This window comes from Sphingomonas sp. CFBP 8760, assembly GCF_014841615.1.
GTDB lineage: Bacteria > Pseudomonadota > Alphaproteobacteria > Sphingomonadales > Sphingomonadaceae > Sphingomonas.
Genome location: NZ_JACYUG010000009.1, coordinates 104,510 through 128,711, shown reverse-complemented (window position 1 = coordinate 128,711; position 24,202 = coordinate 104,510). Strand labels below are relative to the sequence as shown.

Below are 24,202 nucleotides of genomic sequence, written 5' to 3'. Positions count from 1 at the left end.
CACGAACCATCAGGCGTCGTGATCGTTCCGGATGCGATCCGTTCATGTCCGGCGTGGGCGATCACGGCTGGCCGGTACGGGTCAGCCGTGATCGCGTCATGCCGCCACGCGGACGGGCTGGCGCAGCATCGCCACGATCCGTTCGCATTCGCGTTGCAGCGTTTCGGTACGGTCGCGCATGTCGGCGCTGATGAGGCGCGTCGCATGGGCCATCGTCGCGGTCTGCGCGAAGGTCCCATCGAGCGAGGCGAGCGCCGCGCGTGCCTCGCCGGTGGCGGTTTCGATGGTGACGATCATCTTCTGGAGCTCGACATTGGCGACGTGCTGCTGGCCGGTCATCTCGATCGTCTGGAGCGCCGACGAGGTCACCGCCTGCAACGCGGTGCCCAGCGCGGTGCCCACGCTGACCGCCGAATCGGTGGCCTGGGTGATGTCCTCGATCCGGTCGGCGATGTTGCGCGTGGTGTTTTCGGTCTGTTGCGAGAAGCTCTTCACCTCTTGCGCGACGACCGCGAAACCGCGGCCCATGTCGCCGGCGCGGGCCGCCTCCATCGTCGCGTTCAGGGCCAGCAGCTTGGTGGCGCGGCTAATGTCGCCGATATGGCGGGATGCCTCCCGGATGCTGGTCACGCTGCGGGTCAGCGTCACGTTCGCCGCCTGGGCGGAGGCCGAATGGCGGGCCGCCTCGATGACCATCCCGGCCGATTCGCGCGCGGTTTCGCTTACTGTGTCGACGGCGGCGGCGATCGATCGCAATCGGTTGAGCATCCCGACCGTCATCTCGCTGGTGCGGGTCGACAGGATATGGGCCGTTTCCGCCTGTTGCTGCTGGTCGACGATGGTGGCGAGCGTCCGGTCGGCGCTGATGTCGAGATCGCTCGCCGCGGTGCGCAGCTTGTCGATCAGCGCCACGATCGTCTCCTGCAACCGGTCCGCGACCGCGCCCGCCGCCGTCGCCATCTCGGCCCGGTGCCGCGCCTCGGCGGCGATCCGGCATTGCGCCTGATGCTCGCTATCCTGCCGGGCGCGACGGGCCTCGGCCAGGGCGTTCTCCGCCGCGAGTCGCGCGGATCGCTGCTCGGCGGCGGCGGACCCGGCGGCGGCCGACCGGGCCTCCAGGTCCATGTTCAGCCGCAGCACGCGCCGGATCAGCAGGAGGGATATCGCCAGGAACAGGATCGTGCAGCACAGGATCAGGGGCAGGATCGCGACGAACGCCTTCAGCCCCGGGGTCAGCCGGTCCCAGGCGACGATCCCGAGGACGCGGCCGCTCCATTCGAGCAGATCGGTGGACGGATAGGGCCGCTCGTTCCCCGCCATCGCGACCCAGCGCAGGTTGGGCAGGCCGAACCCGGTCGACCATTCCCGCAGGATCGCGTCGTCGAGGACGCGGATGTCGACGAAGATCCGGAATGTCCGCCGGTCGTGCACCGCCGGCCCCGTTTCCCGGACGATCGGAGAGAACCCGATCAGCGCCGGCAGGGTGCCGAAGCGGGCCGGCAGCACGATCGCGTCGCCGCGTTTGCGGGCCTTCGCCTCGGTAGCGGGTAGCCGGGCGAGGATTTCCTTCAGGGTGGCCGGCGAGATCATCTTGTGGAGGGGTGGCACGGTTCCGCCCGGCAGATGACCGTAGAGCGTTCGCCCGGCCGAATCGATGATGTAGTTGCGGGCGATCGGCGTTCCGTAGTTCGATTCGATCCACGCGGCGTTCATCGCCCCGTAGACATTGTCCGCAGCGGTATCCCAGTGCGAATTGATGAACGTCTCGTTGCTGATCCGGGAACGTTCCCGGTCCACCGCGCCCGCCACCGTCGCCGCGGCGAGCCGGTTGGCCTCGATATTGGCATCGCGGATCAGCAGGCCGATGACCAGCGCCGAACTGAGAAACGCGGTCACCAGCAGGCTGGACAGCAGCACCGTCAGCGCGAATCGCGTATCCCCCGCCATTCTGGCGGGCAGCACCCGGCCGAACGACCCGGCGTACAGGGCTTGCACCATGTTCACCCCGACATCTATGCCATGACAGGGTTAAGGGTCCGTATCGGGTGCAGTCCCCGGCCGGATCGCGCCTACAGTTCCTCCATCGCGGTGAAACCCCGGATCGCCAGACCGGGCGTCAGCGCGCGTTCGCGGTCGCCCAGACGGGTGAAGACGGCGATGCCCTCGCCCGGGCCGGCCGGCCAGTCCTGCCCCTGCGTCAGCGCGACGATGCGCCGGGCGATGCCGTCGCCGCCATCGACGAAGCGGACGGGGTGGGGGGCGGCGGCGGCGAGTTGCGGTTCGACCAGCGGGAAATGGGTGCAGGCGTTGACGATCACGTCGATCGCCGCGCCGCCCGGCTGGTCGAACAGCCCGGCCAGCGCCTGGGCGAAGCGGGCGGGATCGGGGCGTTCGCCGCGCAGCGTCGCCTCCGCCAGTTCGACGAGATCGGCGGAGCCGTGGCGCAGCACGGTGCAATCCCCGGCGAAGCGCGCGGCGAGATCGTCGACATAGGCCTGACGCACGGTCGCCTGCGTGCCGAGCACCCCGATCGTGCGGGTGCGACTGACAAGCGCGGCGGGCCGGATCGCGGGGACGGTGCCGACCACGGGCAGGTCGAGGGCGGCACGGATCGCCGGCAGCGCGATCGTCGAGGCGGTGTTGCAGGCGATCACGATCAGCCGCGGGCGATAGCGTTCCGCCAGTCGGCCGAGCAGCACCGGCACGCGCGCCGCGATCTCCTGTTCCGTCCGGGTGCCATAGGGAAAGCCCGCCGAGTCGGCGGCATAGACGAATCGCGCCTGCGGCAGCAGCGCGCGCGCCGGTGCGACGATCGACAGGCCGCCGACCCCGGAATCGAAGAACAGGATCGGACGATCGTCGGTCATGATCCGTCACCTAGCGATTCCGCCGCCCCACCGCTACCGCCCGGACGGCGGGGTGATTGACCTGGATCGGTGGACACCGCCCGTGCCCGCGGTATGATGGAACGAAGGGGGAAAACATTGCAGACGGAAATCCTCTGGACGGCACCCGCGCTGGCCCTGCTGATCGGCTATCTGCTCGGATCGATCCCGTTCGGCATCATCCTGACCCGGTTGGGCGGGGCGGGCGACCTGCGGTCGATCGGATCGGGCAACATCGGCGCGACCAACGTGCTGCGCACCGGCCGCAAGGGACTGGCGGCGGCGACGCTGCTGCTCGACCTGCTGAAGGGCGCGGGCGCGGTGCTGCTCGTCGCGCATCTGTGGCCGGGCGAGGGGCCGCTGGCCGGGGTCGGCGCGTTCGTCGGCCATTGCTATCCGGTGTGGCTGCGCTTCCGCGGGGGCAAGGGGGTGGCGACGCTGATGGGCATCGTCGTCGCGCTGCACTGGCCGGTCGGGCTGGTCTATGCCGCCGTCTGGCTGGGGCTGCTGGCGACGATCCGCATCTCGGCGGTGGCGGGGATGGCGGCGGCGATCAGCGCGCCGCTGGCGGCGGCGCTGTTCGGGCGGTTCGATCTGGTGCTGATGCTGCTGGCGCTGGCGCTGCTGGTGATCTGGAAGCACGGCGAGAATATCGAGCGGCTGCTGGCCGGGACCGAGCCGCGGATCGGTGACGGTGGCGATGGCGTCGATACCGGTGCCGACACGACCACCGGCGCCGAAATCCGGCAGCATGACTGACGCCGCGACGGCGCGGCTGCGCCTGTTGCGGACGAACGGGATCGGGCCGGTCGCCTATCGCCATCTGCTGGCGCGGTTCGGCGATGCGGAACGGGCGCTGGCCGCGCTGCCGACGCTGGCGCGGCGTGGCGGCGGCACCGCGCCGGTGCCGGCGGACGAGGGCGCGGTGCGGCGCGAACAGGCGCGGGTCGCGGCGCTGGGCGCGGCTTATCTGTTCATCGGCGATCCCGATTATCCACCCCTGCTGGCCGAGCTGAACGATGCGCCGCCGGTGCTGATCCGACGCGGCGACACGGGGCTGATGCGGCGGCCGTGCGTGGCGATCGTCGGTGCGCGCAACGCCTCCGCCGCCGCCTGCCGCTTCGCTCGCGCGCTGGCACACGATCTGGTGGCGGCGGGGGTGACGGTCGTCTCCGGCCTGGCGCGCGGGATCGATACCGCCGCGCATGTCGGATCGATCGCGGGCGGCACGATCGGGGTGATCGCCAGCGGCATCGACGTGGTCTTCCCGCCCGAGAATGCCGCCTTGCAGGAGGAGGTGGCGACGCGCGGGCTGCTGCTTGCCGAACAGCCGCCGGGGACGGAGCCGCGCGCCCGGCACTTCCCCTATCGCAACCGCATCATCGCCGGGCTGGCGCAGGGGACGGTGGTGGTCGAGGCGGCACCGCGCTCCGGCTCGCTCATCACCGCGCGGCTGGCGGCGGAGATGGGGCGCGAGGTGATGGCAGTGCCGGGCAGTCCGCTCGACCCCCGTGCGCAAGGGTGCAATGGCCTAATCCGTGAGGGGGCGATCCTGATCCAGTCCGCCGCCGACGTGCTGGAACAGATCCGCCCGATCGACGCCCGTGCGGTGCGGGCCCCCGCCGATACCTATGCCGGGCCGCCACCGGAGGATGCGGACGACGCCGCGCGCGCCGCCGTGACGGCGCTGATCGGCCATGCCGCGGTGCCGGTCGACGAACTGGTCCGCCAGTCGGGCCACGCTCCCTCGGCGGTGCAGATGGTGCTGCTGGAACTGGAACTGGCGGGACGGATCGATCGCCATGCCGGCGGGCGGGTGAGCTGGCGGTGAAGAATTTCCTGTTCGTATGCAGCCAGAACCGGCTGCGCAGTCCGACCGCCGAGCAGATATTCGCGGACGACGACCGGATCGAGGTATCGTCGGCCGGCACCAATCATGACGCGGAAAACCCGCTGACCGACGAACTGATCGGATGGGCCGACGTGGTGGTGGTGATGGAAAAGGCGCATCGCAGCAAAATCCAGCAACGCCATCGTCGCACGCTGGCCGGCAAGCGGATCATCTGTCTCGACATTCCCGACGACTATCCATTCATGGACCCGGCGCTGATCGGGCTGTTGCGGACCCGTATGGCTCGCCATTTGCCTAAGGGCGGCATGGGCCGCGCACCAAAACGGTAATCGGACGTTGATAGCCGCCGCTTGACGCGGGCAGGTGGTCGTCGCCACCCTCGCGCATACACGTAAGGACATCATCGACCGCTTATGCAGCTCGTCATCGTCGAATCGCCCGCCAAGGCGAAGACCATCGAAAAATATCTCGGCAGCGACTACCGGGTCCTCGCCAGTTACGGCCATGTCCGCGACCTGCCGCCCAAGGACGGATCGGTGAACCCCGACGAGGGGTTCGCGATGGAGTGGGAAAATTACGCGGATAAGGCCAAGCAGCTGAAGGCGATCGCCGACCTGTCGAAGACCGCCGACCGCCTGATCCTGGCGACCGATCCCGATCGCGAGGGCGAGGCGATCTCGTGGCACGTGCAGGAGGTGCTGCGCGGGCGCAAGGCGTTGCCCAAGGACGTGCAGCGCGTGACGTTCAACGCGATCACCAAGCCTGCGATCCTGGCGGCGATGAAGGCCCCGCGCGAACTGGATACCGACCTGATCGACGCGTACCGGGCACGGCGCGCGCTCGACTACCTCGTCGGCTTCACGCTGTCGCCGGTGCTGTGGCGCAAGCTGCCCGGCGCGAAGTCGGCCGGCCGCGTCCAGTCGGTGGCGCTGCGCCTGATCGTGCAGCGCGAGCGCGAGATCGAGGCGTTCCGCGCGCAGGAATACTGGTCCGTCACCGCGCGGATGGAGCAGGACGGCACGCCATTCACCGCCCGCCTCGTCCAGTGGGAAGGCACCAAGCTCGACCGGCTGTCGATCGGTAACGAGGGCGATGCGCTGCGTGCGAAGGCCGCGGTCGAGGAGGGACGCTTCTCGGTCCAGTCGGTCGAAACCAAGCCCGGCACGCGCAACCCGCCGCCGCCCTTCACCACCTCCACCCTGCAACAGGAGGCGGCGCGCAAACTGGGCTTTTCCGCCGATCACACGATGCGGATCGCGCAAGGGTTATACGAGGACGGCGCGATCACGTACATGCGGACGGACGGCGTGCAGATGGACGGCAGCGCCATCTCCGCCGCGCGCCTCGCCATCGCGAATCGCTATGACGCTGGCTATGTACCGGACAAGCCCCGGCAATATCAGACCAAGGCCAAGAACGCGCAGGAAGCGCACGAGGCGATCCGCCCGACCGATTTCGGCAAGGACAAGGCCGGCGGCGGCGATCACGCGCGGCTGTACGACCTGATCTTCAAGCGCGCGCTGGCCAGCCAGATGGCGTCGGCGCGGTTCGAGCGGACGACGGTGGAACTGGCCGAGGGCACCGGCCGCCACGTGCTGCGCGCGACCGGGCAGGTGGTGCTGTTCCCCGGCTATCTCGCGCTTTACGAGGAAGGGACCGACGATTCGGCGGACGAGGAATCGCGCCGCCTGCCCCGGATGCGCGAGGGCGATGCCCCGGCGAAGAAGGGCGTCGACGCCGAACAGCATTTCACCCAGCCGCCGCCGCGCTTCTCCGAAGCGTCGCTGGTCAAGCGGATGGAGGAACTGGGGATCGGCCGCCCCTCCACCTATGCCTCGATCATCAAGACGCTGAAGGACCGCGCCTATGTGCGGATCGAGAAGAACCGGTTCTTCGCGGAGGAGAGCGGACGGCTGGTGACGGCGTTCCTGGAGCGGTTCTTCCCGAAATATGTCGGGTTCGACTATACCGCCGATCTGGAAGAGGAACTGGACGACGTGTCCGGCGGCCGCGCGCAGTGGCAGGCGGTGCTGGAGGCGTTCTGGCGCGATTTCAAGCCGCTGACCGTCGATGTGATGGAGCAGCAGCCGAGCGCGATCACCGCCGAACTCGACATCTTCCTCGCGCCCTACCTGTTCCCCGACAAGGCGGACGGCGGCGACCCGCGCCTGTGCCCCAATTGCGGCGAGGGCAAGCTGGCGCTGCGCGGCGGCCGGTTCGGCGCGTTCGTGGCGTGTTCGAACTATCCCGAGTGCAAATATACCCGCCGCTTCGCGCAGGGCGGCAGCGCCGATGAGGATACGGGACCGGAGACGCTGGGCAAGGACCCGGCGACCGACCTGCCGGTCGAGCGCAAGTCGGGGCGGTTCGGCCCCTATATCCAGCTGGGCGAGGGCAAGGACGCCAAACGCGCGTCGATCCCCAAGGATATCGAACTCGATCTGGAATGGGCGCTGAAGCTGCTCAGCCTGCCGCGCACGATCGGCAAGCATCCCGAGACCGGCGAGGACATCACCGCCTCGATCGGGCGCTATGGCCCCTATCTGGCCCATGCCGGCAAATATGCGCGGTTGCAGACCACGGCGGACGTGTTCGAGACGGGGATGAACGCGGCGGTGGTCAAGCTGGCCGAGGCGGCGGCGGGCGGTGGCCGCCCGGCGCGCGGCGCGGCCAAGCCGCCGCTGAAGGAGCTGGGCAAGCATCCGCGCACGGAACTGGAACTGAAGGTGATGGAGGGCCGCTACGGCGCATATGTCACGGACGGCGAAACCAACGCGACCCTGCCCAAGTCGGTGACGCCCGACCAGTTGACGCTGGAGGAAGCCGCCAGCCTGATCGACGCGCGCGCGGCGGCGGCACCCAAACCGAAGAAGAAGGCGCCCGCGAAGAAGGCCCCCGCCAAGAAGGCGGCGGCCAAGAAGGAGCCCGAAGCGGACCAGCCTGCCGCCAAAAAGCCGGCCGCGAAGAAGCCCGCCGCGAAGAAGGCAACGGCCAAGAAGAAGCCGGCGGAATAGCGGCTGTATCGATGATCCTCCCCATCCTTCCGGCGCGAAGGATAGGGAGGGTGTCTTACGCCGTACCCTGCTGCACCGAGCCGAGCCACGCGCGCGCGGCGGCCTGCGCGCGGGCGATTTCGCGGGCGGTCATGTCGCCGGCGACCGCGCTGCGCGCGTCCTGCGCTTCCTCAAGGCCGGCGACGGCGGCGAGGTTGAACCATTTGTGTGCCTCGATCAGATCGATCGCGACGCCGGCGGTGCCGGTCTGGTAGCTGATGCCCAGATCGTAGAGTGCGTTACCATCGCCCCTTGCCGCATCCGCCAGACGGGATTCGGCCAGAAAGAGCGCGGACTTGATGCTGCTGCCCATGTGAAAATCCTGTTTTCCTATGGGCGCATCCTGCATCGATTCGTTTAACCAAATGGTTAACGCAGGCGCGGACTCAGGCGGATTCGACCGGTACGTTGTCGATCAGCCGGGTCGCCCCCATCCGCGCCGCCGCCAGCAGGCGCAGCGGCCGTCCCGCTGCCGTGGCGGGGGCAAGCGTCTCGGCATCGACCAGCTCGACATAATCGACGACGAATCCGGCAGCATGGAGTGCGGCATAGGCATCGGCGAGCACGGCGGCGGGCGATTCGCCGCGACCGATCGCGCGGGCGGCGATGCCGAGCGCGCGGGGCAGCGCGACCGCGCGGGCGCGTTCGCCCTCGTCGAGATAGATGTTGCGCGACGACAGGGCGAGACCGTCGTCGTCCCGCTGGGTCGGCACGCCCATGATCGCCACGTCGAGATCGAGATCGGCGACGAGGCGGCGGATCACCGCCAGTTGCTGGAAATCCTTCTCGCCGAACCAGGCGCTGTCGGGGCGGACCTGGCCCAGCAGCTTGGCGACGACGGTGGCGACCCCGTCGAAATGGCCGGGGCGGGCGGCGCCGTCCAGTCCGTCGCTCACCCCCGCGACGGAGATGGTGGTGGCGAAACCGGCAGGGTACATCGTCTCGACCGTGGGGGCCCAGAGCAGGTCGCAGCCATGCTCCGCCAGCAGCCGCGCGTCCGCCATCTCGCGCCGGGGATAACGGGCGAGGTCCTCGTTCGGGCCGAACTGGCGCGGGTTGACGAAAATCGAGGCCACCACCCGCGTCCCGCCGCGCCGCGCCGCCTCCACCAGGGCCATGTGGCCGGCGTGGAGCGCGCCCATCGTCGGCACCAGCGCGACCCGGTCGCCCGCCGCGCGCCAGCCCGCGACGCGGGCGCGCAGCTCTTCCAGATCACGGACGGTCAGCACGGGCAACTTCCCCCTCGAACAATGCGGGCAGGGCTTCTATGAAGCCAAACAGGTAGGATCAACAGGGGAATGGGCGTTGTCGAGCGGCCCGCATATCATCGTCTTCGCCAACGAGAAGGGCGGGACGGGCAAGTCGACCACCGCGGTCCATGTCGCCATCGCCCTGGCGGCCCGGGGCGCGCGCGTGTCGTGCATGGATCTGGACCATCGCCAGCGCACCGTCGGCCGGTATCTGGACAACCGCGCCGCCACGATCCGCAGCCGTGGTATCGACCTGCCGATGCCGCGCCATGCGACGCATGACGGGGCGAGCGAGGATTTCTTCGCGGAGACGTGGCATTCGCTGATCACCGACTGCGATTTCCTGATCGTCGACACGCCGGGGCGCGACGATCCCTTCGCGCGCACCGCCGCGACGCTGTCGAACACGCTGGTCACGCCGATGAACGACAGCTTCGTCGATTTCGACCTGATCGGGCAGGTCGATCCCGACACGTTCCAGGTGACGCGCCCGTCCTTCTATTCCGAACTGATCTGGGATGCGCGCAAGCAGCGGGCGCGGGCGGACGGGACGACGATCGACTGGGTCGTGCTGCGCAACCGGTTGCAGCATATCGAAGCACGCAACATGCGCCGCGTGTCGGATGCGCTGGCGCAACTGTCGAAGCGGGTCGGGTTCCGGATCATCCCGGGTCTGGGCGAACGCGTGATCTATCGCGAGATGTTTCCGCAGGGGCTGACGATGATCGATGCGCGCGAGTTCGGATCGATGGGCATCGGCCATGTCGCCGCCCGGCAGGAACTGCGCGAGATGATGGCGGCGCTGCAACTGCCCGAGGTGACGCCGGGCGAGGCGGACGTATCGCCTGATGCCGCCCGGCCCGATGTCACCCCGCCGGGTCCGACCGTGCCGGACGTCGCGGCGTGAAGTGGCTGATCGCCGCCCTGCTGATCTGGGCGGCATGGAAATATCTGAAACCGTCGGGCAAGCGCCGCATGGCCGCCGAGGAGGTGGAGGCGCGCGCGGTGCTGGGCGTCGGCCCGCGCGCGGATGCGGCGGCGATCCGGGCGGCGCACCGCCGGCTGCTGGCGGGCGTGCATCCCGATCGCGGCGGATCGACCGAACTCGCGCGGCGCATCAACGCCGCGCGCGACGTGCTGGTCGGGCGACCGACGGGTGACGGGATCGCGCCGGAGCGGTGAGCCACCGGTTCGATCCCACCGTCCTGCGCGAATACGACATTCGCGGCGTCGTCGGCGACATGCTGGGCGCGGCGGATGCCCATGCGGTCGGGCGCAGCTTCGCGACCTGCATCCGCCATGCCGGTGGCCACCGCGTGGTGGTGGGGCGCGATGGCCGGTTGTCGTCGCCGATGCTGGAGGCGGCGCTGGTCGAGGGACTGGCGGCGGGGGGCGTCGACGTGGTGCGGATCGGCCTGTGCCCATCGCCGATGCTGTATTATGCGGAGGCGGTGCTGGGGGTGGATGGCGGCATCGTGGTGACCGGTAGCCACAATCCGGTCGATCATAACGGGTTCAAGCTGGTGCTGGGCCATCGCCCGTTCTGGGGCGACGACATCGCGGACCTTGCGGGAATCGCGGCGGCGGGCGACTGGACCGAGGGAGCCGGCACCGTCACCGACATCGATGTGCTGGGCGATTACGTCGCGCGGCTGATGGCGGGCTGGGACATCGCCGGCGGCGGCGGCCTGCGGATCGGCTGGGACTGCGGCAACGGCGCGGCGGGGCCGGCGGTCGAACGGCTGACGGCGCTGCTGCCGGGCGAGCATCACCTGCTGCACGTCGAACCCGATGGCCGTTTCCCCCATCATCACCCCGATCCGGGCGACGAGGCCAATCTGGCCGACCTGCGCGCGCTGGTCGCCGCGAAGCGGCTCGATCTCGGGCTGGCGTTCGATGGCGATGGCGACCGGATCGGCGCGATCGACGGGCAGGGCCGGGTATTGTGGGGCGACCGCATCCTCGCGATCCTGGCGGAACCGCTGCTGCGCGAACTGCCCGGCGCGACCATCATCGCCGACGTGAAGGCGAGCCAGACGGTGTTCGACCGGATCGCGGCGCTAGGCGGCGTGCCCTGTATCGCGCGGACCGGCCACAGCCCGATCAAGGCCAAGATGGTCGAGACGGGCGCACCGCTGGCGGGCGAGCTGTCCGGCCACATCTTCTTCGCGCAGGACTGGTACGGGTTCGACGACGCGCTCTATGCGGCGGTACGGCTGATCCGTGCGGTGTGCCTGTCCGGCCGCTCGCTGGCCGAACTGCGCGATGCGATGCCGGCCTGCGTATCGACCCCCGACCTGCGTATCCCCGTGCCGGAGGATCGCAAGCTGGCGGTCGTGGCGGAGGTCGCGGCCCGACTCGATGCGGCGGGGATGACCGCCGACACGACCGATGGCGTGCGGGTGACGGCGGCGGACGGTTGGTGGCTGTTGCGTTCGTCCAACACCGAAGCGGCGGTGACGATCCGCGCCGAGGCGACGGATGCCGAGGGCCTTGCCCGTATCCTGGCGACGGTGGATACGCATCTGACGGCGTGCGGCATCATGCGCGCACCCGGCATCTCGATTTTTTAGCGTTCATCACCCACATGGGGGTCATGCCTCCGCCCCAACCGCAGATCATCCGCGTCATCGACCTCGAAACCACCGGCAACGCACCGCCTGCCCATGCGGTGCTGGAGATCGGCTGGCAGGACGTGGCGCTGGGCAAGGACGGGCGCTGGGAACTGTATGGCGAGGGCGGCAGCATCCTCGTCAATCCCGGCCGGCCGATCCCGCCGATCACGATGGCGATCCACCATATCCGCGACGAGGACGTGGCCGAGGCGCGCTGGTGGCACGATGTCGCGCGGCCGGTGCTCGATCCATGGCCGCGCCGCATCGCGCTGGCGGCACACCGCGCGAGTTTCGAGGAACAGTTCTGCACCCCGTCGCTGACGCACGGCGCGGACTGGATCTGCACGTGGAAATGCGCGCTGCGGTTGTGGCCGGACAGCCCCAGCTTCTCCAACCAGGTGCTGCGCTACTGGCGCAAGCCCGAGGGGATGATCCACGAACGCGGCCTGCCGATCCACCGCGCCTTTCCCGACAGCTACGTCACCGCGCATCACCTGCGCGACCAGTTGAACGAGGCGTCGGTGGCGCAACTGATCGAATGGTCGAAGGCGCCGGGACTGTTGCCGCGCGTGCGCTACGGCCCCGATCGCGGCAAGGAATGGCGCGAGATCGAGGAGGAGAGCCTGATCGGTTTCCTCGGCGACCGCGATCCCGATATCCGCTTCACTGCGGAGACGGAGATGGCGCGGCGGCGCGGCGGCGGCCATGTCGGCCGGATGACGCCGCAGGAACTGCTGCTGTAAACTGTGATAACCGCGGACTGACCCTGTCCGTCATTGCGAGCGTAGCGAAGCAATCCAGGGTCCCACGCACTTGGCACTGGATTGCTTCGCTACGCTCGCAATGACGGACGGGTTTATTCAGGCGACGGTTTACCGCGGCCGCGTCCATAGCCCCGGATCGCGGGGGACGGGGGGATATAGGCGGGTGCGACCCTGCACCTCGTATGCCGCGCGCACGATGAAGCCGATCTTCGCCGCCTTCGACGTACCGACACGGGTATCCCATGCGCGTTCGCCGCGCGCGGCGACGGTGCGGCCGATCGCGCCATAGATGTTGGCGGCGGCCAGCACCGCCCATGCCGCGCGCGGGGGCAGGGCGGGGGTGCCGCGACGGGCACTTTCCTCGAACGCGGCGGCGCGGGTCGCGAGGCGGCGAGCGAGGACCGCGAGGTGCGGCGTGTGCGCGGGGAACAGCGGTTCGTCCGGGCCGATGCCGGCCTCCGCCAGCCACTCGGCGGGCAGGTAGCGGCGGCCGGCGCGGTCGTCCTCCTCGATATCGCGGGCGATGTTGGCGAGCTGGAACGCCATGCCCAGATCGCAGGCGCGGTCGAGCGTCGCGTCGTCGTCCGCCGCCACCCCCATCACCACCGCCATCATGCAGCCGACCACCCCGGCGACATGGTAGCAATAACGGTACAGGTCGTCCTCGGTCTGCGGCCGCCATTCCGCCGCATCCAGCGCGAACCCCGCGATCAGCGCGCGTGGCCAGGCCGGCGGCATCCGCGTTTCGGCCGCGACCACCCGCAGCGCATCGAACGCCACGTCGCCGACGACCTCGCCCGCCAGCGCCGCCTCGGTCCGCGCCGTCAGATCGATCAGGCGGGCGGGCGCATCGTCGACGCGGGTCATGCCGTGGCCGTGATCCTGCCCGTCGGCGATGTCGTCGCACGCGCGGCACCAGGCGTAGAGCAGCCAGGCCCGTTCGCGCGTCGGGCGATCGAACAGCGTGCTGGCGGCGGCGAAGCTCTTCGATCCGCGCGCGATCGAGGCGTGCGCGGCGGCGACGATCGCGGCGCGATCGGTGGGCAGTGGCGAAGTTGGCGGTGGCGTCAAAGGTCGGCGGCGCTCATCCGCACGATCGGCTGGGTCGGGACGTGCGCCGCCATCCGGTCGAGCAGCACGGGCAGCGTATCCGCGACGATCAGCAGATCGCGGTGCTGCGGGCGCAGGAAGCCGACCGTCGCCATCTTCGCCCAGAACGCGATCAGTTCGTCATAATAGCCGGCAGTGTTGAGCAGCCCGACGGGATCGGCATGATAGCCGAGCTGCGCCCAGCTGAGCGCTTCCCACAATTCGTCCATCGTCCCGGTGCCGCCGGGGATGGTGACGAAACCGTCCGCCAGGTCGGTGAAGCGGCTCTTGCGTTCGTGCATCCCGCCGACGACGTGGAGTTCGGTCAGGCCGCGATGCGCGACCTCCGCATCGACCAGCGCCTGCGGGATCACGCCGATCACCTCGCCGCCCGCCGCCAAGGCGCCATCCGCCACCGCGCCCATCAGGCCCAGGCGCCCGCCGCCATAGACGACGCCGATGCCGCGTTCCGCGAGCGTGCGGCCCACGTCGCGCGCGGCGTGGAGGTAGAGCGGGTCGGCGGGCGTGGCCGACCCGCAATAGATGGCAAGGCGTTTCATGGCCCGTCCGCTACGGGATCGATCCCGGCCGGACAAGGCCCGACGGGAGGGGCCGCCCGTCAGCCGGGAAAGCTTTGCAAGCCCTCCAGCACCTGCCGGTTGACGTCGATCAGGGGTTCGATCACATCGCGGCCGGCGATCACGTCGCTGGTGTAGCGGTCGACCCACAGGCTGAGCGACACGATCGAGGCACGCAGGCCATCGGGCAGCATGTTGCCGCGCGCGCCGCAGGCCGTGCCGAACGCGCCCCACATCTCGCGGTTGCGGAACAGCACGGGGGCCAGCGAGATACCGGTGGCGCCGGCGTCGCGCGCGCCGATCAGGTCGCCGGTGATCTCGCGGATCAGCCGGCACTCCATGGCACGCGGGGTTTCCGTAAGCGTACGGACACGTTGATACGCGGACAGGGACATGGTCTCTCCAGTCAGGGGATGACGCTATTCTAGGACGCGCGAGCGCCGCCGGGGCTCGATGCGTCCTATAAAGCGTGCAAACGTCCCGATGAGGGACCGATCCAGCACGGAGCCGCCGGCCATGTCCTCCCCTGAAACCATCCTGCCGCACCAGCTGGCGACAGCGCTCGACGGGGTCGGTGGCATCCGGATGCTGTCGCTCGACTGTTTCGACACGCTGCTATGGCGCGACGTCCATGCGCCGTCCGATCTGTTCGCGCTGCTGGACGGGATCACCCCCGATCAGCGCATCCGGGGCGAGGCGGCGGCGCGCAAGCGGCAGTTGCTGGCCCATCAGCGGTCGGGCGAAGTGACGCTGCGCGAAATCTATGCCGCGCTGCTGCCTGAAGCCGACGCCGCCGAGCGCGAGGCGCGGGTCGCGCACGAGATCGCGGTGGAGGCGCGGCATTGCCACGCCTTCGCTCCCACCGTCGCGCTGATGCGGGCGGCCAAGCGGCGTGGGATGCCGATTGTGGTAGTCAGCGACACCTATCTGGAGCGCGACCAGCTCGCCGGGCTAATCCGCGCCGCGGCGGGCGATGCGGTCGCCGACCTGATCGATCACATATTCTGTTCGTGCGACTACCGCGCCGCCAAGGGCGAGGGACTGTTCGACGTAATGCTGCGCCGGACGAAGGTGCGGCCCGATCGCATCCTGCACGTTGGCGACAATCCCCGTGCCGATGCGGAGGCGGGTGCGCGCCATGGCCTGCGCACGCGGCACCTGATCCAGTTCGGCGCCCATGCGGTGCAGCGGCTGCGCCAGGAAAAGGCGGCGGGTGCGCTGATGTCCGCCAACGCCCCCGGTTTCCAGCCGCACCGCGCGGCGATCGCGATCGGCGAGCCGCAACAGCCGGACGCCGCATCGGCGCTGGGGTACGGCGTTCTGGGGCCGATGCTCACGACTTTCGCCCGCTGGCTGGCGGACGAAGCCGACGCGCTGCAGGCCGCGCGCGGTGGCCGGGTCCACCTGCTGTTCCTGCTGCGCGACGGTCACCTGCCGCACGAGACGTTCGCGGCGATGATGCCGGACCGGGTTGCCCACACCGTAGAGATCAGCCGCTTCACCGCGGCGGCGGTGAGACTGGGCGAACCCGGCGCGATCGCTGATTTCGTCCATGCCGAAATCGGCGACGATTCGGGGCGTCATTTCCTGCGCCAGTTGCTGCTGGCCGACGACGAGATCACGACGCTGATCGACAGTTTACCCACCGAGCGTGGGGCCTATGCCATCGCCGAGGCGGTGGGGGCGGGACCGTTGACGCCGGTGATCGCGGCACGGGGGGCGGCGTTCGCAGACCGTCTGATCGATTATCTGCGGCACGTGGTCGACCCCGCAGCTGGCGATACGCTGATGCTGGTCGACCTAGGCTATAACGGTACCGTGCAGGACAATGTCGAGGTGGTGCTGTCGCGCCGGCTGGGCGTCCACGTCGCGGGCCGTTACCTGCTGCTGTCGGAAAACCTGCCGACCGGGCGCGACAAGCGCGGCATGATCGATCACCGCCATCACGATGCCGAGGCGCTGAGCGCGTTCATGGGAACGATCGCGGTGATCGAGCAGCTGTGTACCGTCGCGCAAGGGTCAGTGATCGATTATGCCGACGGCGCGCCGGTGCGGGCCGAGGTCGGTATCAAGGGCCGCCAGAGCGAGGTGCGCAGCGCGGTGCAGGCCGGGTGCGTGCGCTATGCGCACGACCACGGCGCGGCGGTGATCCGCGCCGCCGATCCGGCGGGCGCGGAATCGGCGCGGCAGGCGGCGGTCGCGACGCTCGCCCGGTTCCTCTATCTGCCGTTGCCGCAGGAGCTGGAGGTGCTGGCGCAGTTCGAGCACGACACCAATCTGGGTACCGATCACCGGGTCGCGCTGTTCGATCCGGGCCATGCCGCCACCGGCCTGCGCGAGCGCGGGCTGTTCTATCTCAAGCGGTCGCAGCGGATGTTCCTGCCGGCCGAACTGCGCGGGCAGGGGTTGCCGACCAGCCTCGCCCTGCTGGCGCAGCGGCGCTTCGGGCTGGACCTTCGCTACGCCGATTTTTGCGACTGCACGATCGACGTGCCGTTGCTGCTCGTCGACGGGCAGGACGCCTTCACCGACAGTGTCGCGGCGACGCCGACGCACGACGGCTATCACGTCGCGGCGATCCCGGTCGGGCGAGGTCAGTACACGGTCGGCGTCCAGTTCGGCCGCCGTTACGAATGGCTGCAAATCCAGTCGGTATCGTTCCTGCCCGTCGCCGCCTTTCTGGCCGGCGAGACGATCGGCGACCAGGTGACGATCCCCGCCATGCCGTCGTGCGAAGGCATGGAACAGGTCGGCCCGCACCTGTTCCGGTGCGACGATGCCGAATCCTTCCTGATGGTGCCGCCCGTCGGCGGTACCCAGCCCATGATGCTGGCGGTCGTGTTCCGCCCGCTCGTCGACCGCGAGGCCGCCGTACCGGCCGCCACCACCCCCACCGCCCTGACCGGAGCCGTTGCATGACCGACCTGCTGATTCATTCGATGAGCGAATTTTCCGCCATTATCCTTGGTTGCCTGGACAAGGCCGGCGCACGCGAGATCGTGGAGGTCGGCGCGGAGTTCGGCGGCATGTCGCAGCATCTTGCCGATCATGCGGTGGCGGCCGGCGGCCGGCTGACAAGCATCGATCCCAGCCCCAAGCCCCAGTTCCTCGACTGGGTGGCGGGTGCCCCCCATGTCCGCCATCTAGCGCAGGCCAGCCTGGAGGCGATGCCGACGCTGGACCATGTCGATGCCTGGGTGATCGACGGCGACCATAATTATTACACGGTGTCAAACGAACTGGCGATCGCCGACCGGCTGTCGCAGCGCGACGGCAAGCCGCTGCTGGCGTTCATGCACGACGTGAACTGGCCGTGCGGGCGGCGCGACTCCTATTACGCGCCGGCGCGCATTCCGGCTGGGGTGCGGCATCCGCACAGCTTCGACGATGGCGTGGTGCCGGGCAATAAGGGCCTCGTCCCCGGCGGCGGGTTCCGCGGCGCGGGGCAGTTCGCCTTCGCCGCGCACGAGGGCGGGCCAGCGAACGGCGTGCTGACCGCGGTGGAGGATTTCGTTGCCGGCGCGCGCGCCGATGGCCGCGAACTGGCGTTTGCGTTCTTGCCGGCGGTGTTCGGGCTGGGCGTCGTCTTTGCGGCGGATGCGCCGTGGAGCGGCGACGTGGCGGCGCAGCTGCTGCCGTTCCACGACAACCCGCTGCTCGCCCGGATGGAGGAGAATCGCCTGCGCAACTATTGCGCGGTGATCGACTGGCAGGATCGCGCCGCCCGCGTGCCGGCGTCGCGGCTGCGCATCGCGGCATAATCCGGCGCGGATCGACCGGCGCCGCGGCGGTCGTCCTATAATCTCCCTACACTTCTGTTTCGGATCGGCCCTTTCATCATGCTGAATGCCGTCGGCCTTCTCGTCATCCTCGGTTGCGTGTTCGGCAGCTTCATCATCTCCGGCGGCAAGATGGATATCGTGCTGCACGCCTTGCCGCACGAGATGATGGCCATCGGCGGCGCGGCGATCGGGGCGTTCATCGTCTCCAATTCCATGCCGACGGTGAAGCTGGCCGGCAAGGGGCTGGTCCGCTCGTTCAAGGGCGGTCGCTGGAAGGACAGCGACTACAAGGACCTGCTGACGCTGCTCTACGGCCTGTTGTCCGCCTTCAAGAAGGGCGGCGCCACCGCGATCGAGCCGCATCTCGACAACCCCAAGGAAAGCAGCTTCTTCTCGCGCTATCCCCGCATCCTCGCCGACCATCACCTGGTGGAGTTCGTGTGCGACTACCTGCGCATGATGACGGTCAGCTTCGAGGACCCGCACCAGATCGCCGAGGCGATGGAAAACGACATCGAGAAGCACCATCACGAGGAGCTGGCCCCGCAGCACGCGCTGCAGCAGATGGCCGACGGCCTGCCCGCGATCGGCATCGTCGCCGCGGTGCTGGGCGTCATCAAGACGATGGGATCGATCGACCAGCCGACCGAGGTGCTGGGCGCGATGATCGGCGGCGCGCTGGTCGGCACGTTCATGGGCGTGCTGCTTGCCTACTGCCTGGTCGGGCCGCTCGCCGCCAAGCTTCAGGAAACCATCGAGGGCGACAGCAAGCCGTTCGGCATCGTCAAGACCGCGATCGTCGCGCACGCCCAGGGGCTGCCGACGCAGGTCGCGATCGAGATCGCCCGGCGCATGACCCCTTCCGCCAAGGCCCCCACCTTCCACCAGCTGGAAACCGCACTCGAAGAGGCGAAAAATGACTTCAACGCTGTTCCCGCCTGAGCCGTCGCCCATGCCGTCGATCACCGGGCCGGGTGCCCCGACCGACCGCATGGTGTGCCTGCCCGCTCACTGCACCACCGTCACCGCCGAGGACATCCGCGTCCGGCTGGTGCTGGCCGCCGACTTCGACGACCTGATCGAGGTCGACGCATCGCAGGTCGAAAGCATCGGGCAGGCGACGCTGCAGCTGCTGATCGCCGCCCATGCGGAAGCGGTCGCGGCCGGTCGCCGCTTCGCCATCGTCGATCCGAGCGCGGCCTTCGTGGAGCGCGTCACCCATTGCCGGCTCGCCGAGGCGATCGGGCTCGAAAGCCAGAAGGAACTGAACTCGTGAGCAAGACCATCCTTACCGTCGATGATTCAGCCAGCATGCGAATGCTGCTGAAGGCGTCGCTGACCGCGCAGGGGTTCACGATCGAGGCGGCCAATGACGGCCGCCACGGGCTGGAGCGCATGATCGAGGTGAAGCCCGATCTGCTCATCACCGACATCAACATGCCCGAGATGGACGGGTTCGAGCTGATCGAGGCGGTGCGCGCCAAGCCGGAATTCCGCGGCGTGCCGATCCTGGTCCTGTCCACCGAATTCTCCGACGAGAAGAAGGCGCGCGCGCGTCAGGCCGGGGCGACCGGCTGGATCACCAAGCCGTTCGACGCCACCAAGCTGGGAACGGCGATCCGCCGCGTCTGCCCGTGAGCGACGATCTCGACGATATCCAGGCGATCTTCTTCGAGGAATGCGCCGAGGGTCTGGCCACCGCGGAAGCGGGCCTGTCGGCCATGGCGGACGGCGACGTTTCCGCCGGGGTGATCGCCGGCGTGTTCCGCGCGGTCCATTCGATCAAGGGCGGCGCGGGCGCGTTCGGCCATGCCGCGCTGACCGCCTTCTCGCACCGGTTCGAGAACGTGCTGGACGAGGTGCGCGCCGGCCGGATCGCCCCGACGCCGGGCGTCACCCGCGTGATGCTGACCGCGTTCGACGTGCTGGCCGACCATGTCGCCGCCGCGCAGGGGACGAGCCCGCTGCCCGCCGATGCCGCCGTCGCCGCCGCGCTTGACCAGGTGCTGGCCGATCGCGGCGTGGCGGAGGCGGCGCCCGCGCCTGTGGCCGCCGCGCCCGCCCCCGCGCCCGTCGCGGTGGTCGAGGACGATCCGTTCGGGTTCGAGCCCGTCACCGCCTCGGTCGAGCCGTTCGATCCGTTCGGGTTCGAGCCGGTCACGGTGACGCTCGACCTGCTCGACGATGCCCAGCCGGTGGTCGCGGATGCACCGCTGCCCTGGACGGTCACCTTCGTCCCCTCCGACGCGGCGCTCGCCAATGGCGGCGAGCCGATGCTGATCGTGCGCGAGCTGGAGATGCTCGGCGGCACCATCACCGGCGTCGACCTGTCGCGCCTGCCGTCGCTGCGCGACCTGGAACCCGAACACGCCTATCTCGGCTGGACGATCAGCGTGCCCGGTACGGTCGAGGAATCGGCGATCGGCGACTGTTTCGATTTCGTCGCGCCTGAATCGATCGTCGACATCGTCCGCGAGATATCGCCGGACATCGTGTCGACCGCGATCGCGGCGCCGCTCGCGGTGGCCCCCGTGCCGGCACCGGTACCGGCGCCGGTGCCCGCGCCAGTCGCCTTGGCCGAGGTGCCGACGCTGATCGCGACCCCGATCGCCGCCGCGCCCGTGCCGCCGGTGCCGGCCGCCGTGGCGCCGGTCGCCCCGCCGCCGGTGCGCCCCGCACCGGTGCGCGTCGACGAGGCGGAGGTGCAGCGCACGCACGAGGTCGCGGCGCAGACGATCCGCGTCGATCTGACCAAGCTCGACATGCTGCTCAACCTGGTCGGCGAACTGGTGATCCGCGGCTCGATCCTGGCGGATCGGCTCAGCCCCAAGGATCAGGAACGCGTCGAACTGCCGCAACTGTCGCGCCTGACGCGCGAGATCCAAGACACGGTGATGTCGCTGCGCGCGCAGCCGATCAAGCAGGCGTTCAGCCGCGTGCCCCGGATGCTGCGCGACCTGTCCGCCGAAACCGGCAAGCAGGTGACGCTGGAGACGACGGGCGAGACGACCGAGGTCGACAAGGGCGTGATCGAAAAGATCGGCGACCCGCTGACCCACATGATCCGCAACGCCGTCGACCACGGTATCGAAAGCCCGGAGAAGCGGCTGGCCGCCGGCAAGCCCGCGCAGGGCACGATCAAGCTGTCCGCCGAACAGAAGGGCGCGCGCATTTTCGTGCGGGTCGCCGACGACGGCGGCGGCATCGACCGCGCGCGGGTGCGTGCCAAGGCGGTCGAGAAGGGCATCGTCGCCCCCGACGCGGTGCTGACCGACGAGGAGATCGACCAGCTGATCTGCGCGCCGGGCTTCTCGACGGCGGAGACGATCTCGAACATCTCCGGTCGCGGCGTCGGCATGGATGTGGTGCGATCGAACGTCGAGGCGCTGGGCGGGCGGGTCGAGATCGCCTCGACCCCCGGCAAGGGCACGACCTTCACGATGGTGCTGCCGCTGACGCTCGCCATCCTCGAAGGGATGATCGTGCGGCTGGCGGGGCAGCGCTTCGTGCTGCCGCTGGCCAACGTGATCGAGACGGTACAGCCCGAACCGGGCCAGGTCCGCCCGACCACGACGACCGGCGAGGTGATCGAGCTGCGTGGCAACTACCTGCCCGTCCGCCGCCTGACCCGCACCTTCGGCTTCGCGGACAACGATGCGCGCACGCCGGAGGAATCGCTGGTCATCATCGTCGAGAGCGAGACCGCGGGCCATGTCGGTCTGATGGTCGACACGATCGACGACCGCCGCGAGGTCGTCATCAAGAGCCTCGACCAGAATCTCCACCCGATCCGCGGCCTGGGCGGCGCCACCATCCTCGGCGACGGTTCGATCGCCCTGATCCTCGATATCGAGGCACTGGTCGGCCCGTCCGCCCCCCTGAACCGCTACCCCCAGAAAGGACTGGCCGCATGAGCAGCACGCAAGCATCCGACGAGCGCAAGATCGTCACCTTCTCCCTCGGCGAGCAGATCTTCGGGATCGACATGGCCTCGCTGATCGAGATCCGCGAATGGGACGAGCCGACCCCGCTGCCGGGCGTGCCGTCGTACATCAAGGGCGTGACCAACCTGCGCGGCACCGTGGTGCCCGTCGTCGGCCTCGCCGAACGGCTGGGCTGGACGCCGAGCGTGATCCACGCGCGGTCGTGCATCCTGGTCGTCAACGTCGACGGCAAGCAGGCCGGCTTCCTGGTGGACGAGGTGGCGGACATCGTCCTCATCAAGGATTCGGAAATTCGTCCCGCCCCCGATGTCGAGGTCGGCGAGCCGAGCGTGATCGCCGGGCTGGTCAAGACCACGTCGCGCACGATCGAGGCCGCGCAGGGCAGCACCGACGGCATCATGGTGCTGCTGCTCGATCTCGACGCGCTGGCGCTGACGCGCCAGCTGGATCTCGCCGCGTGACCGACGCCGCCCTTTCCCTTGGCAGCGCGACGGCGCCCGAGCACGGCACGAACGGTCCGCCGCTCGGCAATGCCGAGTTCGCGGCGATCGCCGCGATCATGCAGAGCGATGCCCGCATCCACTTGACCGATATCAAGAAGACGCTGGTCCACGGACGACTGTCGCGGCGGCTGCGGATGCACGGGCTGTCCACCTTCCGCGACTATGTCCGGCTGGTGCAGTCTGATGCGCAGGAACGGGCGGCGATGGTGGTGTCGCTGACCACCAACCACACGCATTTCTTTCGCGAGAACCATCATTTCGAGCACTTCAAGGCCGAGGTGATCCCGACGCTGAAGGAGGCGGCGCGCCATCGGCCCGTCCGCATCTGGTCGGCGGGCTGTTCCAGCGGCGAGGAGGTCTACACGATCGCGCTCTGCCTGCTGGGGCGTGACCGCGGGCAGGCGGGATGGCTGCGCAACGCCGACGTGAAGCTGCTGGCGACCGACCTGTCGCCGCCGATGGTGGAGAACGTGCAGCGGGCGACCTATGCCGACAACATCGTGTCCGCGATCCCGGCCGATTACCGGGCGGCGTGGGTGAAGCCCGGCCCCGGCGGCGACTTCGCCATCGCCGAGGAGGCGCGGGCGATGGTGACCGCGCGGGTGCTGAACCTGTTCGCGCCGTGGCCGATGCGCCAGAAATACGACGCGATCTTCTGCCGCAACGTCATGATCTATTTCGACGATGCCGCGAAGGCGGAACTGGAGGCCCGGCTGGTCGACCAGCTGGCACCCGGCGGCCACCTGTACATCGGGCATTCCGAACGGCTGATCGGGCCGGCGGCGGCGAAGATGAAGGCGTGCGGCCAGACCATCTACGTCAGGCAGGACGGGCCAGCGCGATGACGATCCGTGCCCTGGTGGTCGACGACAGCGCGGCGATCCGCGCGGTGCTGACCCGCATCCTGTCTGCCGACCCCGAGATCGAGGTGGTCGGCCAGGCGCCCGAACCCAACACCGCGCGCGAGATGATCAAGACGCTGCGGCCGGACGTCATCACGCTCGACGTGGAGATGCCGGGGATGGACGGGCTGTCCTTCCTGGAGCGGATCATGCGGCTGCGGCCGATGCCGGTGGTGATGTGTTCGACGCTGACCGCGCGCGGCGCGGCGGTGACGATCGAGGCGCTGCGCCTGGGCGCGGTCGACTGCATCGCCAAGCCGTCGGGCAGCGCCGAGGAACTGGCGCGCGACGGTGCGCTGCTGCGGGCCAAGGTGAAGGCGGCGGCGCGGTCCGCGGTCCGCCCCGGCGGCCCGGTCCGCACCGCCACGCCGATCACCGGCGGCCGGGCGCGCGAGGATGCGCTGATCGCGATCGGATCGTCCACCGGCGGAGTCGAGGCGCTGTTCTCGCTGCTGGGCGCGATGCCGGCGGATTGCCCGCCGATCCTGATCGTCCAGCACATGCCCGGCGCCTTCACCGGCAGCTTCGCCGAACGGCTGAACCGCGATTGCCGGATCAACGTGGAGGAGGCGCGCGACGGGGCGCCGATCGTCGCCGGCACCGCGTACATCGCGCCGGGTGGCGAGCGGCACATGGAACTGGCCGGCACCACCGGCAGCGTCATCCGCCTGCGCACCGGCGATCTGGTGAGCGGCCATCGCCCATCGGTCGATGTGCTGTTCCACTCCGTCGCGTCGCGTCGCGGCGCGGCGGCGGTGGGGGCGATCCTGACCGGGATGGGCAGCGACGGGGCCGAAGGGCTGCTGGCGATGCGTCAGGCGGGGGCCCGCACGCTCGGCCAGTCGCGCGAAAGCTGCGTGGTCTACGGGATGCCGCGTGCAGCGATGGAGCTGGGTGCGGTCGAAAAGGAAACGAGCCTGTCCGCGATGCCCGAGGCGATCCTCGCGGCGTGCGGCATGCGTCAAGCGAAAGTGGGAGCATAACG

The 24,202-nt window shown here is 69.4% G+C and carries 24 protein-coding genes; 17 read left to right on the top strand and 7 right to left on the bottom strand.

Translation table 11 applies throughout. The features are described from left to right. Window positions 1–96 precede the first annotated feature (96 nt). Both IFT82_RS12845 and murI read right to left on the bottom strand, forming a co-directional pair. Complete coding sequence (locus IFT82_RS12845; RefSeq protein ID WP_192127326.1) at window positions 97–1,998, bottom strand: methyl-accepting chemotaxis protein; 1,902 nt, start codon at window positions 1,996–1,998, stop codon at window positions 97–99. A 71-nt stretch (window positions 1,999–2,069) separates the two neighbouring features. Continuing rightward, window positions 2,070–2,867, bottom strand: a complete 798-nt coding sequence (murI, locus tag IFT82_RS12840) for a glutamate racemase (RefSeq protein ID WP_192127324.1) — start codon at window positions 2,865–2,867, stop codon at window positions 2,070–2,072. 96 nt (window positions 2,868–2,963) lie between these two features. Between murI and plsY the strand changes: the two genes are divergently transcribed. The 4 genes from plsY to topA all read left to right on the top strand — a co-directional run bounded on the left by plsY (window position 2,964) and on the right by topA (window position 7,751). Further along, a complete protein-coding gene (gene plsY / locus IFT82_RS12835) occupies window positions 2,964–3,644 on the top strand; it encodes a glycerol-3-phosphate 1-O-acyltransferase PlsY (RefSeq protein ID WP_192127426.1) in 681 nt (226 codons plus the stop codon). Beyond that, window positions 3,637–4,716, top strand: a complete 1,080-nt coding sequence (gene dprA / locus IFT82_RS12830; protein WP_192127322.1) for a DNA-processing protein DprA — start codon at window positions 3,637–3,639, stop codon at window positions 4,714–4,716. Before plsY ends, dprA begins: the two co-directional genes overlap by 8 nt. Next, window positions 4,713–5,066: an arsenate reductase/protein-tyrosine-phosphatase family protein gene (locus IFT82_RS12825; RefSeq protein WP_192127320.1), complete on the top strand. Its 354-nt coding sequence runs from the start codon at window positions 4,713–4,715 to the stop codon at window positions 5,064–5,066. The genes dprA and IFT82_RS12825 overlap by 4 nt, the downstream gene beginning before the upstream one ends. Window positions 5,067–5,150: 84 nt before the next feature. Next, a complete protein-coding gene (gene topA / locus IFT82_RS12820) occupies window positions 5,151–7,751 on the top strand; it encodes a type I DNA topoisomerase (RefSeq protein WP_192127318.1) in 2,601 nt (866 codons plus the stop codon). Between the two features lie 55 nt (window positions 7,752–7,806). Here the strand turns inward: topA and IFT82_RS12815 are convergent, their stop codons facing one another. After that, window positions 7,807–8,103: a hypothetical protein gene (locus IFT82_RS12815; protein ID WP_192127316.1), complete on the bottom strand. Its 297-nt coding sequence runs from the start codon at window positions 8,101–8,103 to the stop codon at window positions 7,807–7,809. Window positions 8,104–8,176: 73 nt separating this feature from the next. Continuing rightward, window positions 8,177–9,019 (bottom strand): pantoate--beta-alanine ligase, encoded by an 843-nt coding sequence (gene panC, locus IFT82_RS12810; RefSeq protein ID WP_192127314.1) that lies wholly within the window; start codon window positions 9,017–9,019, stop codon window positions 8,177–8,179. 76 nt (window positions 9,020–9,095) lie between these two features. On the opposite strand from panC, the gene IFT82_RS12805 reads away from it, so the two are divergent. From IFT82_RS12805 to IFT82_RS12790, 4 genes are read left to right on the top strand one after another with little or no spacing between them, the layout of a single operon-like run. Continuing rightward, window positions 9,096–9,947: a division plane positioning ATPase MipZ gene (locus IFT82_RS12805; protein WP_192127312.1), complete on the top strand. Its 852-nt coding sequence runs from the start codon at window positions 9,096–9,098 to the stop codon at window positions 9,945–9,947. Continuing rightward, window positions 9,944–10,222: a J domain-containing protein gene (locus IFT82_RS12800; protein ID WP_192127310.1), complete on the top strand. Its 279-nt coding sequence runs from the start codon at window positions 9,944–9,946 to the stop codon at window positions 10,220–10,222. The genes IFT82_RS12805 and IFT82_RS12800 overlap by 4 nt, the downstream gene beginning before the upstream one ends. After that, window positions 10,219–11,613 carry a phosphoglucomutase/phosphomannomutase PgmG gene (gene pgmG / locus IFT82_RS12795; RefSeq protein ID WP_192127308.1) on the top strand — a complete coding sequence of 465 codons (1,395 nt, stop codon included), beginning with the start codon at window positions 10,219–10,221 and terminating at the stop codon, window positions 11,611–11,613. The genes IFT82_RS12800 and pgmG overlap by 4 nt, the downstream gene beginning before the upstream one ends. A gap of 23 nt (window positions 11,614–11,636) precedes the next feature. Continuing rightward, complete coding sequence (locus IFT82_RS12790) at window positions 11,637–12,398, top strand: exonuclease domain-containing protein (RefSeq protein ID WP_192127306.1); 762 nt, start codon at window positions 11,637–11,639, stop codon at window positions 12,396–12,398. Between the two features lie 129 nt (window positions 12,399–12,527). Here the strand turns inward: IFT82_RS12790 and IFT82_RS12785 are convergent, their stop codons facing one another. The 3 genes from IFT82_RS12785 to IFT82_RS12775 are packed head-to-tail and all read right to left on the bottom strand — an operon-like array spanning window position 12,528 to window position 14,481. Further along, the gene (locus IFT82_RS12785; RefSeq protein WP_446740970.1) at window positions 12,528–13,490 is read right to left on the bottom strand and encodes a phytoene/squalene synthase family protein; all 963 of its coding nucleotides are present in this window, start codon (window positions 13,488–13,490) and stop codon (window positions 12,528–12,530) included. Next, on the bottom strand, window positions 13,487–14,068 hold the full coding sequence (locus IFT82_RS12780; RefSeq protein ID WP_192127304.1) for an LOG family protein: 582 nt from the start codon (window positions 14,066–14,068) through the stop codon (window positions 13,487–13,489). Before IFT82_RS12780 ends, IFT82_RS12785 begins: the two co-directional genes overlap by 4 nt. Window positions 14,069–14,127: 59 nt before the next feature. Beyond that, window positions 14,128–14,481: a flagellar biosynthesis regulator FlaF gene (locus IFT82_RS12775; RefSeq protein WP_192127303.1), complete on the bottom strand. Its 354-nt coding sequence runs from the start codon at window positions 14,479–14,481 to the stop codon at window positions 14,128–14,130. 121 nt (window positions 14,482–14,602) lie between these two features. Between IFT82_RS12775 and IFT82_RS12770 the strand changes: the two genes are divergently transcribed. The 9 genes from IFT82_RS12770 (at window position 14,603) to IFT82_RS12730 (ending at window position 24,200) form a co-directional block, all read left to right on the top strand. Continuing rightward, window positions 14,603–17,005 carry an HAD family hydrolase gene (locus IFT82_RS12770; RefSeq protein ID WP_192127301.1) on the top strand — a complete coding sequence of 801 codons (2,403 nt, stop codon included), beginning with the start codon at window positions 14,603–14,605 and terminating at the stop codon, window positions 17,003–17,005. Further along, entirely contained in the window at window positions 17,002–17,847 is an 846-nt protein-coding gene (locus IFT82_RS12765) for a class I SAM-dependent methyltransferase (protein ID WP_192127299.1), read from the top strand. The genes IFT82_RS12770 and IFT82_RS12765 overlap by 4 nt, the downstream gene beginning before the upstream one ends. A gap of 78 nt (window positions 17,848–17,925) precedes the next feature. Then, on the top strand, window positions 17,926–18,810 hold the full coding sequence (gene motA / locus IFT82_RS12760) for a flagellar motor stator protein MotA (protein WP_192127296.1): 885 nt from the start codon (window positions 17,926–17,928) through the stop codon (window positions 18,808–18,810). A gap of 10 nt (window positions 18,811–18,820) precedes the next feature. Continuing rightward, a complete protein-coding gene (locus IFT82_RS12755; protein ID WP_192127422.1) occupies window positions 18,821–19,144 on the top strand; it encodes an STAS domain-containing protein in 324 nt (107 codons plus the stop codon). Further along, window positions 19,141–19,506 (top strand): response regulator, encoded by a 366-nt coding sequence (locus IFT82_RS12750; RefSeq protein WP_192127294.1) that lies wholly within the window; start codon window positions 19,141–19,143, stop codon window positions 19,504–19,506. Before IFT82_RS12755 ends, IFT82_RS12750 begins: the two co-directional genes overlap by 4 nt. Next, on the top strand, window positions 19,503–21,782 hold the full coding sequence (locus tag IFT82_RS12745; protein WP_192127292.1) for a chemotaxis protein CheW: 2,280 nt from the start codon (window positions 19,503–19,505) through the stop codon (window positions 21,780–21,782). Before IFT82_RS12750 ends, IFT82_RS12745 begins: the two co-directional genes overlap by 4 nt. After that, complete coding sequence (locus IFT82_RS12740; RefSeq protein ID WP_192127290.1) at window positions 21,779–22,273, top strand: chemotaxis protein CheW; 495 nt, start codon at window positions 21,779–21,781, stop codon at window positions 22,271–22,273. Before IFT82_RS12745 ends, IFT82_RS12740 begins: the two co-directional genes overlap by 4 nt. After that, entirely contained in the window at window positions 22,270–23,160 is an 891-nt protein-coding gene (locus IFT82_RS12735; protein WP_192127288.1) for a protein-glutamate O-methyltransferase CheR, read from the top strand. The genes IFT82_RS12740 and IFT82_RS12735 overlap by 4 nt, the downstream gene beginning before the upstream one ends. Continuing rightward, window positions 23,157–24,200: a protein-glutamate methylesterase/protein-glutamine glutaminase gene (locus IFT82_RS12730; protein WP_192127286.1), complete on the top strand. Its 1,044-nt coding sequence runs from the start codon at window positions 23,157–23,159 to the stop codon at window positions 24,198–24,200. The genes IFT82_RS12735 and IFT82_RS12730 overlap by 4 nt, the downstream gene beginning before the upstream one ends. Window positions 24,201–24,202 lie beyond the last annotated feature (2 nt).

Excerpts from the sequence above, each read along its gene's own strand:
- IFT82_RS12845 (WP_192127326.1), bottom strand. The coding sequence starts at position 1,998 with ATGGTGCAAGCCCTGTACGCCGGGTCGTTCGGCCGGGTGCTGCCCGCC.
- murI (WP_192127324.1), bottom strand. The coding sequence starts at position 2,867 with ATGACCGACGATCGTCCGATCCTGTTCTTCGATTCCGGGGTCGGCGGC.
- plsY (WP_192127426.1), top strand. The coding sequence starts at position 2,964 with ATGGAACGAAGGGGGAAAACATTGCAGACGGAAATCCTCTGGACGGCA.
- dprA (WP_192127322.1), top strand. The coding sequence starts at position 3,637 with ATGACTGACGCCGCGACGGCGCGGCTGCGCCTGTTGCGGACGAACGGG.
- topA (WP_192127318.1), top strand. The coding sequence starts at position 5,151 with ATGCAGCTCGTCATCGTCGAATCGCCCGCCAAGGCGAAGACCATCGAA.
- IFT82_RS12815 (WP_192127316.1), bottom strand. The coding sequence starts at position 8,103 with ATGGGCAGCAGCATCAAGTCCGCGCTCTTTCTGGCCGAATCCCGTCTG.
- IFT82_RS12790 (WP_192127306.1), top strand. The coding sequence starts at position 11,637 with ATGCCTCCGCCCCAACCGCAGATCATCCGCGTCATCGACCTCGAAACC.
- IFT82_RS12780 (WP_192127304.1), bottom strand. The coding sequence starts at position 14,068 with ATGAAACGCCTTGCCATCTATTGCGGGTCGGCCACGCCCGCCGACCCG.
- IFT82_RS12775 (WP_192127303.1), bottom strand. The coding sequence starts at position 14,481 with ATGTCCCTGTCCGCGTATCAACGTGTCCGTACGCTTACGGAAACCCCG.
- IFT82_RS12770 (WP_192127301.1), top strand. The coding sequence starts at position 14,603 with ATGTCCTCCCCTGAAACCATCCTGCCGCACCAGCTGGCGACAGCGCTC.
- IFT82_RS12765 (WP_192127299.1), top strand. The coding sequence starts at position 17,002 with ATGACCGACCTGCTGATTCATTCGATGAGCGAATTTTCCGCCATTATC.
- motA (WP_192127296.1), top strand. The coding sequence starts at position 17,926 with ATGCTGAATGCCGTCGGCCTTCTCGTCATCCTCGGTTGCGTGTTCGGC.
- IFT82_RS12755 (WP_192127422.1), top strand. The coding sequence starts at position 18,821 with ATGCCGTCGATCACCGGGCCGGGTGCCCCGACCGACCGCATGGTGTGC.
- IFT82_RS12740 (WP_192127290.1), top strand. The coding sequence starts at position 21,779 with ATGAGCAGCACGCAAGCATCCGACGAGCGCAAGATCGTCACCTTCTCC.
- IFT82_RS12730 (WP_192127286.1), top strand. The coding sequence starts at position 23,157 with ATGACGATCCGTGCCCTGGTGGTCGACGACAGCGCGGCGATCCGCGCG.